This is a genomic window from Micromonospora sp. DT15 (genome assembly GCF_049841475.1).
In the GTDB taxonomy this organism is placed as follows: domain Bacteria; phylum Actinomycetota; class Actinomycetes; order Mycobacteriales; family Micromonosporaceae; genus Micromonospora.
The window spans coordinates 81,997-95,851 of record NZ_JBNCKJ010000018.1 but is presented as its reverse complement, the minus strand read 5'-3'; the positions used below and the strand labels follow the sequence as shown (position 1 = coordinate 95,851).

Sequence of the window (13,855 nt, the reverse complement as noted above, 5' to 3'; positions counted from 1 at the left end):
GTTGTCATGTGAGTTCGTGAGCAACGGGAGTCGGGCCTGTGGACTGCCGCTGATAGTTCCGGGCGCGACACGGCCGTGTCAACGGGTTGGCCGCGCCGAAACGGCAGCCGCCCGCACCGGGCCCGGGCGCCGACGCGCCGGGCCTCGACGCCGTCGGATGACGTACGCCGAGGCCCGGGCACCGATCAGCAGTAGAGGTTGGCTCCTGCGGACACGCCGAGGATGCCGACGAACTGCTGGTACCTGGTGACGCGGCTCTGCACCTGGGCGGGGTTCCCGCCGTTGCACTCGATCGAGCCGTTGATGCTGCGGATGGTCTGACCGAACCCGGCGCCGTTGACCATCGCATTGTGGGCGGTCATGGTGCCCGGCCCGTTCTGGGTCATCCAGTACCAGATACCGGTCTTCCAGGCCACCGCGGCGTCGGTCTGCACCAGCCACGGGTTGGTCAGCAGCGGCAGGTTGAGCGCGTTGCCAGCGGCGTTGTAGTTGAAGTTCCAACTGAGCTGGATCGGCCCCCGCCCGTAGTAGGCGGCCTGCCCGGCGGGACACCCGTAGGACTGGCCGGGGTCGCAGTAGTGCGGGTAGTTGGCGGTGTTCTGCTCGACGATGTGCACGAGCCCGCCGGTTTCGTGGTAGACGTTCGCCAGGAAGGCCGCGGCCTCCTGCCGCTGGACGGTGGCACTGCCGCTCTTCGCGAACGCCGGGTAGGCGCTGAGCGCGGCGACGAGACCGGAGTACGTGTAGAAGGAGTTGCGACCCGGGAACATCTGGTTGAACTGGGCCTCGGTGACCACGAAGCCCCCCGGGTCGGTGGGCGGCGGGGTGGTCGGTGGTTGGCCACCACAGGTGTACGGCTCCCAGTACCAGGTGCTGACAACGGGGTCGTACCCGGGATTGTCGTGCTCGGCGATGTAGTAGAGGCCGTTGGTGTACCGCACGATCGCCCCGGTGGCGTACCACGTCCCGGCGGCCCAGTTGGGGTAGGCGCAGGTCCCCCCGGTGGGTGGCGTGGTGCCGCCTCCGCACGCGCCGAGGTCCTCCCAGACGCCGGTCGTACCCGGCGGGGCCTCGTTCTGGGTCCACCACTTCGCCCGGTAGTTGCGGCCGTTGTGGGAGACCTGCGCGTCTCCCCAGTAGACGGCCGAGGCCTGCCACGACGCCGAGCAGGCCGCCGCTGACGCGGCGGTGGCCGGGATGATCGCGACCAGTCCGCCGGCGACGATCAACGCGGCCAGCGCGACCAGCGCGCGGAGTCTTGTCATGTGGTTGCTCCTTCCTTGGGCCCCAGTGGCCCGAGATCCGAGCCGGATATCGATGCAAGTGACTCTAACATCATCTGTTCACAGTCTTTACTAATCCGTCGCCCTCGGACTACGGCAACTCCGTGGCCGGCCGCCGATACTTCCGATGAATTTCCGGATCATGCTTCTCTCCAATGCTGCGCTTTGCGTCGATCGACTCCCCGGCAAATCAACGTCAGCGCAGTCACAACTGGCCACGGCACGTGCATGCCCCACGAGCCGCCCCGCCCTGTTCCGGAGTGATTCCGGAACTTGTTGACGTGTTCGAATTCTCGCTGTAATACTCCGATCCACTGAGGTCGATGCGACAGCAGGCCGCGATCCACCCACCACCACACCTGTCCGGACTGCGCCGTCCGCCGTCCGGGTCTGCGAGAAGGGGCACCAGATGAGCAGACTTCTCCCCCGCACGGCCCTGTGGTCGAGGCGGTTGCGCGCGGCGCTCGCCGTCCTCGCCAGCGCGGTCGCCATGTGCGGCGTCGTCCTCGCCGCCACCTCGACCCCGTCGAGCGCCGCCACCTGCAACGGTTACGTCGGCCTCACCTTCGACGACGGCCCGACCGGCAGCACCAGCGCGCTGCTCAACGTGCTGCGCAACAACGGCGCACGGGCCACGATGTTCAACGTCGGGCAGAACGTCCAGAACAACGGGTCGGCCGCACAGGCACAGGTGGCCGCCGGCATGTGGGTCGCCAACCACAGCTGGAACCACGCCCACATGACCTCGATGAGCCAGTCCCAGATGCAGTCGGACCTGTCCCAGACCAGCTCGGCGATCCAGTCGGCGACCGGCAGCCGGCCGGTGCTGTTCCGGCCCCCGTACGGCGAGACCAACTCCACCCTGCAGTCGGTGGCGTCGTCACTGGGCATGCGCCAGGTGATCTGGGACGTGGACTCGCAGGACTGGAACGGCGCCAGCGTCAGCCAGATCGTGTCCAACGCGAGTCGACTCCAGGCCGGTCAGGTCATCCTGATGCACGACGGGATCCAGAACACCCGCGACGCCATCCCCCAGATCATGGCCAACCTGACCAGCCGCAACCTGTGCCCCGGCATGATCTCGCCGTCCACCGGCCGCGCGGTCGCGCCCGACGGCACGACCCCGCCGACCACTCCACCGCCGACCACCCCGCCGCCCTCCGGCGGCACCTGCACAGCGACCGCCACGACCCCCAACGTCTGGGGCGACAGGTACAACACGTCGGTGACGGTCAGCGGCGCCAGCACGTGGACCGTGGTCGTGGCCATCACCTCGCCGCAGCGGATCTCCACCGTCTGGAACGGCACGGCCACCTGGGACAGCAGCGGGACAGTCATGACCATGCGGTCCAACGGCAGTGGCAACACCTTCGGCTTCACCACGATGACCAACGGCAACAGCAGCGCCCGCCCACAGATCCGCTCCTGCACCTCGGGTTGACATCGCCCAGGTTGAGTCGTGCGCGGTGGGTGCGCCCGGCACCCACCGCGCACCTGGCGATCCGGCGCGCGGACCAGCTGCCACTAGCCTGCACAGATGCGACACACCCTCACCCCGGGGAATGAGAGCCTGCACGGCCACTTCTCCCCCGATCTCCCGCCCGTGCTCACCATCGATCCCGGCGACACCGTCACCTGTAGCACCCTGGACTGCTGGTGGTCCGCCGGCCCGTACCCCGGCGGGCCGAACCGGGACCGGCCCCGAGTGCCGCAGCACCGCCCCGATTACGGACACGCGTTGATCGGTCCGGTCGCGGTCCGCGGTGCGCGCGCTGGTCAGACCCTCGCGGTACGCATCGACGCGGTCGTCCCGGGCAGCTGGGGAACCACAGTGGCCGGCGGTTGGCCGAGCGAGTTCAACAAGCACTACGGCGTGCAGGATCACCAGGTGGTGCACGCCTGGACGCTGGACCCGGCGACGATGACCGGCCGCAACCAGCACGGGCACACTGTTCCGCTGCGACCCTTCATGGGAGTGCTCGGCATGCCGCCCGCTGAGCCGGGGCTGCACTCGACGACCCCACCGCGCCCGTGGGGCGGCAATCTGGACTGCCGGGACCTCACCGCCGGCACCACCCTGCTGCTGCCGATCCCGGTGGACGACGCGCTCTTCTCCGTCGGGGACGGACACGCCGTACAGGGTGACGGCGAGGTCGGCGGCACCGCGATCGAGTGTCCGATGGACGAGGTGACGGTGACCATCGACGTCCGCGACGACTTTCCGGTCACCGGTCCGGTGGCCCGTACCCCCGACGCGTGGCTGACCATGGGCGTCGGCGCCACCCTCGACGACGCCACGTTCACCGCCCTGGACTCGATGCTGACCCTGATGCAGCGACTGCACGGCCTCAGCCGCTCGGACGCGGTGGCGCTGGCCAGCATCGCCGTCGACGTGCGGGTGACGCAGATCGTCAACCAGAGCGTCGGCGCGCACGCGGTGCTCCGCGACGACGCGCTGCGCTGGCCGGACGCCGGTTCTGTCGGGGGGCGTCGTTAACGTGTGGTCACTGTCGCCGCGCCGGCCGGATCGCGCCGCTCGCTGACCCTCGGAGGCCCCCCATGTCCCAGGAGACGACCTACCTCGAACTGTCCGAAGTGGACGGTGCGCACAAGTTCTACGAGGTCATCGTCGACAACGCCACGCTGACGGTGCGCTACGGCCGGATCGGCGACCAGGGGCAGGTCAAGGCGAGCGCCTATCCGGACAATGCCCGGGCCCGGGCCGCCGCGGCGAAGAAGATCGGGGAGAAGGTCCGCAAGGGCTACGCGCCGGCGGTCCCCGGCGTGCGTCAGAAGCGCACCGTGTCGCGGCGGCAGATCGTCAGCACCCGCTCCACCGCCCACACCGCCCCGGTGCTCTGGCGCTACGACTCCGGCGCCCCCGCCTTCGGCATCTTCGTCGACGGGCAGCACTGCATGGTCGGCAACGAGCACGGCGTCATCACCACGCTCGACCACAACGCCCAGGTGCGCAGCCAGGTCCGCCTTCCCGACGGGGTCAAGTGCATCGTCGCCGACGACGCCTGGATCTACGCCGGCTGCGACGACGGCAACGTCTACGACCTGTCCGGCAAGGTTCCCCGCGTGGCGTACGCGATCGCCCCGGAGATCGACATCTACTGGTTGGACATCCACGACGGCGTCCTCGGCGTCTCCGACGCCGACGGCGGGATCACCGCCGTCGACCATGAGGACGAGTTCCTGTGGCGTCGCCCCGGTCGTGGGCGTTCGGCCTGGATGGTGCGGTGCGACGACGACGCGATCTACCACGGCCACTCGCGGGGCGTGACCGGCTACGAATGGCGTACCGGCAGCGAACTGTGGCACACCACCACCGGTTCGGTGCTCTTCGGCTGGCAGGAGCACGGCAGTGTGTTCGCCGGGACGGGCACCCGCGAGGTGGTGCGGCTGTCCAAGTCGGGACGGCTCGAACGCACCTACCGCTGCGACGCCCCGGTCTTCTCCTGCGCCACCGCCGAGGGCGGCGAGTACGTCTTCGCCGGTGACAGCCAGTCCTCCATCTACTGCTTCGACGCGGCGGGCACCCGACTGTGGAAGCTCGGCACCGGCTGCGGCTCGGCGTACTCCATGCAGTACCACGACGACCGGCTCTACGTCGTCACCACCGGCGGCCATCTGGCCTGCATCGATGCGAGCGAGCCGGCGATCCGCGCCGCGCAGGCCGGGAACGTGCCCGAGGTACGCGACATCAAGGCCCCCCGCCAGGCGCCCCAGCCGGTGCAACCGACGATCGTCGAGGTGACCAGCGACTCGGGCGCGGGCGTGGTCGTGCAGTGTCGTGACGATCGGGGGCGGCTGCGGGTTCAGGTGCTCTCCGACGGCTACCGGCGCGACTGGTCGGTGCAGTTCCCCAAGGGGATCCGCGAGCCGGGCGCCCGCTATCTGGTGACCGAGGTGCGCGAGTCCAGCCGCGGTGGTTACTACCGCGCGTACGGCGACATCCGCCGGCTGCGCTGAGCGGCGGGCGGGGCCGGGGCCCCTCGCCACCGAGGGGTCCCCGGCCGCACCCGTCGCTGTCGTAGGGTGCCGCCATGGCACACCCCGTCCGCCCCGACGGCGACGCCAGCAGGGCCTGGTGGGCTGCCCCGCCGACGGGGCGAGTCAGTCACCTGCCGGGCATCGACCCGGAACTGCTACGGGTGGCACTCGACCCGTTACCCCCGGCAGCCCCCGCGATGGTGCACTACCGGCCCGCTGTGACGGGTTCTCTCGGTGACCTCGTGGACACTCTGCTCGACCAACTGGACACCGCCGCCCTCGCGATGTTCCCCCGCTGGCTGACGGGGGCCGACCATCTCGACAGCGAGGGCGCGCTCAGTGTGGCGGCGGTGCGGGCACTCGCGGCCCGTACCGCCGCCCGCTCCCGGCACTTCGGCCCGTTCCTGGCCGACCTCGCCGAGCGAGGGCTGCGCGGCCCGCGCCGCCCCGCCGGCCGGTCCCGCTTCGCCCCGGGGGTACGCGCCGCCGGGCTCGCCCGGGTGATCTCCGGCGCGTACGACCGGGAGAGCTGCGTGCTGGTCGTGGCCCTGCCCGACCTGGACGCCGACGCCGAGCGGACGCTGGTGGCCGCCGCCGAGTGGCTCGTGCGGCACGGTGGCTTCACAGTGTGGTTGGCCGGCGGGCCACTGCGCCACGCCGACCGGGTGCGCGCGGTGCCGATGCCGGTGCCGGCGCGGTTCACCGGTCTGGCCGGCACTACCGAACGGCTCCCGGCCACCGCCGCCGAGCCGGAGTCGACGGTGCTGGCCTGGCCGCCGATCGCCGGCGTACCCCGCGGTGACAGCCCCGCCGAACAAGCGTTGGAACGCGCGCTCGCGCCGCACGACTGGGCGCGGGGCCGGCTGTGGAACCAGACCTACGAGTGGCACGTCCTGGCCGCGGCGTACCGTCTGGATCTGTTTTGGCCCACAGAGGGTCTTGCGGTCGAGGTGGACGGCCCGGAGCATCGTGGGCGAATCGCTTTCGCCAACGACCGGCGGAGAGACGTGCAGCTGCAACTCCTCGGGCTGGACGTGCTCCGCTTCACCAACGAGCAGGTGCTCACCGACGCGCCGGCGGTGGTCGACGGGATCCGTCGGCTGCTGGTCCGGCGACGTGCGGGCGGCACGCACCCCCACGGAGATGAGACATCATGACGAGCCCGGCGGACGTCCCGCACCTGACGCCGAACCAGATCAACGCCCTCGTGGTGCTGATGGTCGAGGCACGCCGACTCACCAACGTCGAGCTGAAAGAGCTGGCCGGTTTCACACTGACCGGCAAGGACAACACGAAGCTCGTCGACCTGGGCCTGGTCGACACCGATCGGACGCACCGGCCGTTCGCCCACGAGCTGACCGAGCAGGGCTGGCGGGTGGCACGTCAGCTGCACACCGCCGCGCCGCCGAAGGCGGGTGGCTCGACGACCCGGTCCCTGTTCGTCGTCCTGTCCAACCTGCACCGTTCGCTGGACCGGCTCCGGGTCAGCCACGGCGACTTCTTCAAGCAGACCGGGGCAACGGCCACCGTCAACGAGCCGCGACCCGAAGCACCGGCACCCACTGTGAGGGCGACCGTCGCACCGGCGGCACCGGTGTCCGCTGCGGAGGTGGAGGCACTGGTCCGCTCGGCGTACCGGGATCTGGCCACCGCGCCGGGCGCGTGGGTCGGCCTCGCCGACGTCCGCGACCGACTCGCCGACACCGATCGGGCGGCTCTCGACGCGGCGTTGCGGGCGATGGTCGGCCGAGAGGACGTCCGCATCATCCCGGTGGCGAACACCAAGTCACTGACCGCACGGGACCGGGCTGCGGCCGTGCGCATCGGGAACGAGGACAACCACGCCCTGGCGATCGGCCCGGCATGATCTCGGAGGACCATCGGGCCGCGCTGGACGCGGTCAGTCTCAACCCGGCGGTCACCCCGGACGACGTCTGGCGACCCAGCCCACACAACGTGCCGGAGCTGCACGAGAAGGTGGCCGCGGAGATCCTGCGCGGGGTGGCGCGGGCCCGCACCGACGACACGAGCATGCCGCTCGGCGTGGCCATGCAGGGCCGCGCGGGTGCCGGCAAGACGCACCTGCTCGGGGCGGTCCGCGAACGGATCCAGGGCGACGGCGGCTACTTCTTCCTGGTCGACATGGTCAGTGGCAAGACGTTCTGGGAGAGCGTGGCCCTGGCCCTGGTGGAGGGGATGGGCCGCCCCCACGTCGGCTGGGGCACCCAGTTGAAGACCTTCCTGCGTCGACTCACCCCCCATCTCGGCCTGCCGGTGGAGGTGCGCGACGCGGTCGCCGGCACCCGACCGGTGACCCGTGCGCACCTCGACACCTTCATCTGGGCGCTGCGCGAGCGCGATCGGGAGGTCGGGCGGGACGCGCAGGACACCGCTCGGGCGCTCGTCCTGCACGGCGCCATCGACTTCGAGGCACAGGACGTCGGTTACGCCCACCTGATCTCCGAACCGGGTGACCCGGCCGCACGAGCGGCGTGGGGACTGAGCGCCGCGATCCGCACCCCCCAGCAGGTCGTGCAGGACATCTCCCGGCTGATGGCCCTGACCCTGGACCCCACTGTCATCGCCGTGGACCAGCTCGACACGCTGTTCGCCCAGACCAGCACCTCACTGCTCAACCAGCATCAGGGTCTGGAGGACGGCCAGGCCAAGGTGCTCGGCCCGATCGCCGACGGCCTGCTCAAGCTCCGCGACATCACCCGCCGCACGCTGGTCGTCGTCTCGTGCCTGCCGGACACCTGGGTGCTGATGACCCGCACCGCGCCCACCCCGGTCGCCGACCGCTTCCGTACGGCGCACCTGCCGGACCGGATCCCCACCCCGGAGATCGGGCAGGCCATCGTGGCGAAGCGCCTCGCCGCCGCCTACGCGGGAATGTACTTCGGGCCACCGCACCCCACCTGGCCGATCGCCCCCGCCGCCTTCGCCGACGCACCCGCCCTGACGCCACGCGCCCTGCTCCGACGGGTGGACCGCCACATCGCCTGGTGCCGTGATCGCGACGACGTGATCGAGCTGGATCGGCTCATCGACGGCGCCGACTCGACGCCGACCGTCAGCACCGCCCGTGGCGCCTCCGCCGATCCGACGAGGGATGAGCGCCGCCTGCACGAGTTGGACGCGCGGTTCGCCGAACTGGTCGAGGCCGCGGACGTGTCGGCCGCAGTCGACCCGACGGGCGAGGACGAGCACATGCCGCCGCTGCTCGCCGCCGGCCTCGCCGCCTGGATCGCCGAGCAGGCGCCGACCGGCGCCACCTACAAGTACGATCCGCCGCCCGGCCGTAAACCCGCGCTGCACGGGCGGCTCATCGAGGTGCTCGACGAGGCTACCGAGAACGAGGCGCACTGGTGCTTCCGGGCCATCGCGCACCCCAATGCCATCGCCGTCACCGCCCGGGTCAAGGCCGCCTGCACCCTCGCCGGGTTGGACCGGGACCTGCCACAACGGCGGCTGATCCTGCTGCGCAACGGTCCGTGGCCGACCGGGAAGCGTACGACCGAGGTGTTGACCGGCTTCGACGCGGCCGGCGGCCTGCGGTGTGCCGTGTCGGAGGCGGACCTGCGGGTCTTCGCGGCCCTGCGGGTGATGGCGGCCGAACCGTCCACGGCCCTGCAGGAGTGGTTGGTGGCCCGCCGTCCGGCCAGCGGCACCGAACTGTTCCGCGCGGTCCTGCCCGGGCCCGACGGGACGCGCGGCGGCGCCCAGCCGCCGACGCCCGACGACGAGCCACCGTCCGGTGGTCCTGAATCCGACCCGTCGCAGGTGTCGGAGGCCGACGCTCCCGCCGATGTGTCGACCGGTGCGGTGGCCGAGCCCATACCCGCTGACCAGGCCGACCTCGTGGTCGGCGAGGGCGGTCGGGCGGTCGGGCTGGGCCGGACCGTCGACGGCGCTCACCCCTTCACGGTTCCCCTGGAGTCGCTGCGTCGCCACGCCGTCGTGTTCGCCGGGTCCGGCTCGGGCAAGACGGTGCTGATCCGCCGGCTGGTCGAGGAGTGCGCCCGCGAGGGGGTCTCCGCGATCGTGCTCGATCCCAACAACGACCTGGCCCGGCTCGGCGACCCGTGGCCCGACCCGCCGGCCGGCTGGGGCCCCGGCGACGCCGAACGCGCCGCCGACTACCTCGCACACACCGAGGTGGTGGTGTGGACGCCCCGGGTCACCGCCGGTCGGCCGCTGAGCTTCCAGCCACTGCCCGACTTCACCTCCCTGCGGGACTGGCCCGACGAGTTCGACCAGGCCGTCCGCTCCGCCGTGGAGGCGCTCGCGCCACGGGCGGGCGTGGACCGCTCCGGCCGGCTCGCCCAGCAGGGCAAGGCCGTGCTCACCGAGGCACTCCAGGCGTACGCGCGGAGCGGGATGGTCGGCCTGCCCGGCTTCACTGAGTTCCTCACCGATCTGCCCGAGGGGGTCAGTCGGCTGGCCCGTGCCGGGAAGCTCGCCGAGGAGTTGGCCGAGGCGCTCAAGGCGGCGATGGTCACCGATCCGCTCTTCGGCGGGGTCGGCGCGCCGGCCGACCCGGGGTTGCTGCTGACGCCGTCGGCGGGGCGGCGGGCCCGGGTTTCGGTGATCAGCTTCGTCGGCCTGACCTCCGACCAGGAGCGGCAGAGCTTCGTCAACCAGTTGCAGATGGCGCTCTTCGCGTGGATCAAGCGGCACCCCGCCGGTGACCGGCCGCTGGGTGGGCTGTTCGTGATGGACGAGGCGCAGACGCTCGCGCCCTCGACCGGCACCACTGCCTGCACCGCCAGCTCGATCGCGCTGGCCTCGCAGGCCCGCAAGTACGGGCTCGGGCTGGTCTTCGCCACCCAGGCGCCCAAGGGTCTGCACAACCAGATCTCCGGCAATGCGACGACGCAGTTCTTCGGGCTGCTCAACGCGCCGGCGCAGATCGACGCGGCCCGCCAGCTCGCCGAGGCCAAGGGCGGGCGGCTGCCGGACATCGGCCTGCTCAACAGCGGCGAGTTCTACGCCGCCGGGGAGGGGTTCTCGTTCGTGAAGGTCCGTACCCCGCTGTGCCTGACGCACCACCCGAAGGCGCCGTTGACACCCGAGGAGGTCGTCGCCCGTGCCCGCCCGGCTGGGTAGCCTGGGGCCATGATCTTCATTACCGCCAAGTTCCGGGTCCTTGCCGAGCACGCCGACCGGTGGCCGCAGATCGCCGCCGAGTTCACCGAGGCGACCCGGGCGGAGCCGGGCTGCCTGTGGTTCGACTGGTCCCGCAGCGTGGACGATCCCACCGAGTACGTGCTGGTCGAGGCGTTCCGCGACGACCAGGCCGGCGGGGCGCACGTACAGTCGGCGCATTTCCGCGCGGCCCAGGAGACTCTGCCGCCGTACCTGGCCGAGACCCCGCGGATCGTGAACGCCACGGTGCCGCAGGAGGACTGGTCGCTGCTCGGCGAGATGGCCGTTCCCGAGGGCCGCTGACCGCCACCGGTCCGCGACCGTCGGCGACGCAGCCGGTCCGGGACCCGCCGTCAGCGCAGACGGCGGGCGGTGAACCGGGCCGGCGGGTCGGCGATCACGTCCTGCGCCGCGATCAGCTGGATCTCCCGGGTGCCCGCCGCGAGAGTGGCCTCGAGCACCGCGTAGACAGAGGCGATGGTGCGTTCCAGCGCGGTCGCGGGTGAGCCGGTCGTCCACAGGTGGGCGAGGTACAGCGCCGCGGTGACGTCGCCCCCACCGTTCGGGTTGATCGGCAGCAGCGGCGTGGTCACCGCCCAGGCGCCCTCGTCGGAGACCGCCACCACCTCCAGCGAGTCCGGGGGCAGGTCGCCGTGGAGCACGCTGGTCACCAGGACGTGCCGTGGCCCGGTCGCCCGCACCACGTCGACCGCGTCCAGCACCTCGGCGAGCGAGTTCGTGGTGCGACCGGCGAGGAAGTCCAGCTCGAAGTGGTTCGGCGTGATGATGTCCGCACGGGGCACGACGGTGTCCCGTAGGTACTCCGGAATCCCCGGCCGGACGAACATGCCCCGGCCGGCGTCGCCCATCACCGGGTCGCAGCAGTACACGGCGGCCGGGTTGGTCGCCTTCACCGTCGCCACCGCGTCGAGGATCACCGCGCCCACGGCCGGGTCGCCCTGGTAGCCGGAGAGCACCGCGTCGGCGCTGCCGAGGACGCCCCGGTCCTCGATGCCCGCGATCACCTCGGCCACGTCCGACGCCGGGAGCAGCGGGCCGCGCCATGCCCCGTACCCGGTGTGGTTGGAGAAGTGCACGGTCAGGACCGGCCAGACCTCGTGCCCGAGGCGTTGCAGCGGAAAGGCCGCCGCCGAGTTGCCGACGTGACCGTAGGCGACAGACGACTGGATGGACAGGATCTTCACCGGCCCATCATCGCCGCTGCGGCCGGCGGCGCACCGACGGCCCGCCGTTTCTGTCGGGTGGCCCACTCGCCGCCCGCGCGTCGGGACGGCACGAACGGGCGACCCGGACCGTGTCGTCCGGGCCGCCCGAGCGGTGGCGGGGCGACCAACGCGCTGGGTGGCCGTCCCGTCGTACGGTCAGCCGCCGAGGCTCGCCGCGGCCGAGGCGATGGACGAGGCGAAGTAGCTCACCTGGGTGTAGACACCCGGGTAGTTGGGCCGGGCGCAGCCGTTGCCCCAACTGACGATGCCGACCTGGATCCAGGCGTTGGAGGCGTCGCGGCGGAACATCGGGCCACCCGAGTCGCCCTGGCAGGTGTCCGTGCCGCCGCTGGCATAGCCGGCGCAGATCTCCTGGGCGGGGATGAGATCCCCGCCGTAGTTGGCGTTGCAGGTGGAGTCGCTGACGAACGGCACTGTCGCCTTGAGCAGGTACCGCTGCTGGCTGCCGCCCTCGCGGGCGGCGCCCCAGCCGGCCACGGTGAAGGTGCCGCTGTCGTACGCGGTGGTGCTGGCGATCGGCAGCGTGCTCAGTCCGGTGACGGGGCTGGCCAGCCGGATCAGCGCCCAGTCGCGGCCGGCGCCGTTGTAGCCGGGGGCGCGGTAGACGTAGTTGGACCGGACGGTGATCCGGCTGGACGACTGGAGGTCGACCGTCCCGAGCGTCGCGGTGATGCTGGTGTTGGTGCCGGTCGCGCCCACGCAGTGCGCCGCGGTGAGCACCAGCCGGGGGCTGTACAGGGCCCCGCCGCAGCCCATCGAGAGACGGACCATGAACGGGAACTCGCCCTGCGCGGCGCGGGTGCCACCGACGACGTTCGGCGTGATGGGGCTGTCGGCCGCGGCAGCCGGCGCGGTGAGGGTGAGGCTGGCCGCGGTCACCGCGGCCAACGCGGTGGCCAGCAGGCCAGTGAGGGTACGCCAGCGAACCATGCATTCCTCCGCATCAGGATGGCACGCCTCGTGAGCGCACCGCAGTCGAGATAGCGGTCATCATATTGAGGTCTATGGATCTAGCGGGTCATCCTCTCTGGGTCGTACCACCGGCGGTATGGATCTCGCACCGCGCGCGGGCGACCGGCGGTCAGGCGTCCGGCGTGCCGGTGCTCTCCCGGCGGAGAAGCCGGAACGGTGTCTGCACGGTCAACGGCCCCGCGACCTCGGTGCCCTCGATGCGGGCGACAAGGCGGCGCACCGCGAGACGGCCGATCTCCCTCTTGTCCGGGGCGATCGTGGTGAGGGTCGGGGCAGTGAACCGTCCCTCCTCGATGTCGTCGATCCCAACCACCGCGACGTCCTCGGGCACCCGGTGACCGGCCTCGGCCAGCGCCCGCAGCGCGCCGATGGCGACCAGGTCGTTGTAACCGAACACCGCGTCCGGCGGATCACCGAGGGCGAGCAGGTCACGCATGGCGCGCATGCCGTCGAGCCGACCGAACGCGTCGGTGCGGGCCACCAGCCGTTGTCGGTACGGCAGGCCGGCGGCCGCCAGGGCCTCCCGGTAACCCCGGACCCGCAGGTGGGCCGACTGCCGGTCACCTCCCGGCGTGGCGCCGATGAACGCGATCCGGCGGCGGCCGATCGCCACGAGGTGCCGGATCGCCGCGTGGCTGGCCGCGACGTTGTCGATGGCGATGTGGTCGTGTGGCACGTCGTAGACGCCCTCGCCGATCAGCACGAGTGGGCTGCCGGCCGACCGGGCCAGCACCTCCTCCCGGCCGATGCGCACCGGGCTGAGGATCAGGCCGTCGATGATGCGCTGTCGCGAGCCGTCGAGGAGCGCCATCTCCGCCTCCCGGTCCGCTGCGGTGTTCTCCATGACGAGCGTGTAGCCGAGCACGGCGGCCTCGGAGATGGCGATCTCGGCGAGCTCGGCGAAGTACGGGTTGGTCAGTTCCGGGACGGCCAGGGCGATCAGGCCGGTACGGCCCCGACGGAGGTGCCGGGCGCCGAGGTTGGGGCTGTAGCCGAGTTCGTCGATCGCCTGCTGCACCCGTTGTCGGGTCCGCTCCCCCACCGGCCGGTACCCGTTCACCACGTTGGAGACCGTGGCCAGCGAGACACCGGCGCGCTGGGCGATGTCCTTCAGGTTGACGCCCATCCCCAACCTTTCGCGAATTCGACAGGCGGGCCGACCGGACATTGATGAACGGGCATTGACGGGAGGGTCGGCGCGGCTCT

The 13,855-nt window shown here is 71.5% G+C and carries 11 protein-coding genes; 7 read left to right on the top strand and 4 right to left on the bottom strand.

Features of this window, described 5'->3' with window-relative positions; genetic code table 11:
- Window positions 1–185 precede the first annotated feature (185 nt).
- Window positions 186–1,265: a glycoside hydrolase family 19 protein gene (locus tag ACLQ3F_RS30445; protein WP_425853050.1), complete on the bottom strand. Its 1,080-nt coding sequence runs from the start codon at window positions 1,263–1,265 to the stop codon at window positions 186–188.
- A 427-nt stretch (window positions 1,266–1,692) separates the two neighbouring features.
- On the opposite strand from ACLQ3F_RS30445, the gene ACLQ3F_RS30440 reads away from it, so the two are divergent.
- The 7 genes from ACLQ3F_RS30440 to ACLQ3F_RS30410 all read left to right on the top strand — a co-directional run bounded on the left by ACLQ3F_RS30440 (window position 1,693) and on the right by ACLQ3F_RS30410 (window position 10,733).
- Complete coding sequence (locus tag ACLQ3F_RS30440; protein WP_425853048.1) at window positions 1,693–2,724, top strand: polysaccharide deacetylase family protein; 1,032 nt, start codon at window positions 1,693–1,695, stop codon at window positions 2,722–2,724.
- A 96-nt stretch (window positions 2,725–2,820) separates the two neighbouring features.
- Window positions 2,821–3,780 (top strand): acetamidase/formamidase family protein, encoded by a 960-nt coding sequence (locus tag ACLQ3F_RS30435; RefSeq protein ID WP_425853046.1) that lies wholly within the window; start codon window positions 2,821–2,823, stop codon window positions 3,778–3,780.
- 62 nt (window positions 3,781–3,842) lie between these two features.
- On the top strand, window positions 3,843–5,261 hold the full coding sequence (locus ACLQ3F_RS30430; RefSeq protein WP_357208433.1) for a PQQ-binding-like beta-propeller repeat protein: 1,419 nt from the start codon (window positions 3,843–3,845) through the stop codon (window positions 5,259–5,261).
- Between the two features lie 74 nt (window positions 5,262–5,335).
- Window positions 5,336–6,439 (top strand): endonuclease domain-containing protein, encoded by a 1,104-nt coding sequence (locus tag ACLQ3F_RS30425; RefSeq protein ID WP_425853044.1) that lies wholly within the window; start codon window positions 5,336–5,338, stop codon window positions 6,437–6,439.
- The gene (locus tag ACLQ3F_RS30420) at window positions 6,436–7,149 is read left to right on the top strand and encodes a hypothetical protein (RefSeq protein ID WP_425853042.1); all 714 of its coding nucleotides are present in this window, start codon (window positions 6,436–6,438) and stop codon (window positions 7,147–7,149) included. Before ACLQ3F_RS30425 ends, ACLQ3F_RS30420 begins: the two co-directional genes overlap by 4 nt.
- The gene (locus tag ACLQ3F_RS30415) at window positions 7,146–10,391 is read left to right on the top strand and encodes an ATP-binding protein (protein ID WP_425853040.1); all 3,246 of its coding nucleotides are present in this window, start codon (window positions 7,146–7,148) and stop codon (window positions 10,389–10,391) included. The genes ACLQ3F_RS30420 and ACLQ3F_RS30415 overlap by 4 nt, the downstream gene beginning before the upstream one ends.
- 9 nt (window positions 10,392–10,400) lie before the next feature.
- Window positions 10,401–10,733, top strand: coding sequence for a putative quinol monooxygenase (locus ACLQ3F_RS30410; RefSeq protein WP_357198703.1), 333 nt, complete (start codon window positions 10,401–10,403; stop codon window positions 10,731–10,733).
- Window positions 10,734–10,783: 50 nt separating this feature from the next.
- On the opposite strand, the gene pdxY is transcribed toward ACLQ3F_RS30410, so the two are convergent.
- The 3 genes from pdxY to ACLQ3F_RS30395 all read right to left on the bottom strand — a co-directional run bounded on the left by pdxY (window position 10,784) and on the right by ACLQ3F_RS30395 (window position 13,775).
- Complete coding sequence (gene pdxY, locus ACLQ3F_RS30405) at window positions 10,784–11,635, bottom strand: pyridoxal kinase PdxY (protein WP_425853039.1); 852 nt, start codon at window positions 11,633–11,635, stop codon at window positions 10,784–10,786.
- Between the two features lie 177 nt (window positions 11,636–11,812).
- Window positions 11,813–12,607: a S1 family peptidase gene (locus ACLQ3F_RS30400; RefSeq protein ID WP_357198698.1), complete on the bottom strand. Its 795-nt coding sequence runs from the start codon at window positions 12,605–12,607 to the stop codon at window positions 11,813–11,815.
- Window positions 12,608–12,758: 151 nt separating this feature from the next.
- Complete coding sequence (locus tag ACLQ3F_RS30395; protein ID WP_425853037.1) at window positions 12,759–13,775, bottom strand: LacI family DNA-binding transcriptional regulator; 1,017 nt, start codon at window positions 13,773–13,775, stop codon at window positions 12,759–12,761.
- Between the last annotated feature and the right edge of the window lie 80 nt (window positions 13,776–13,855).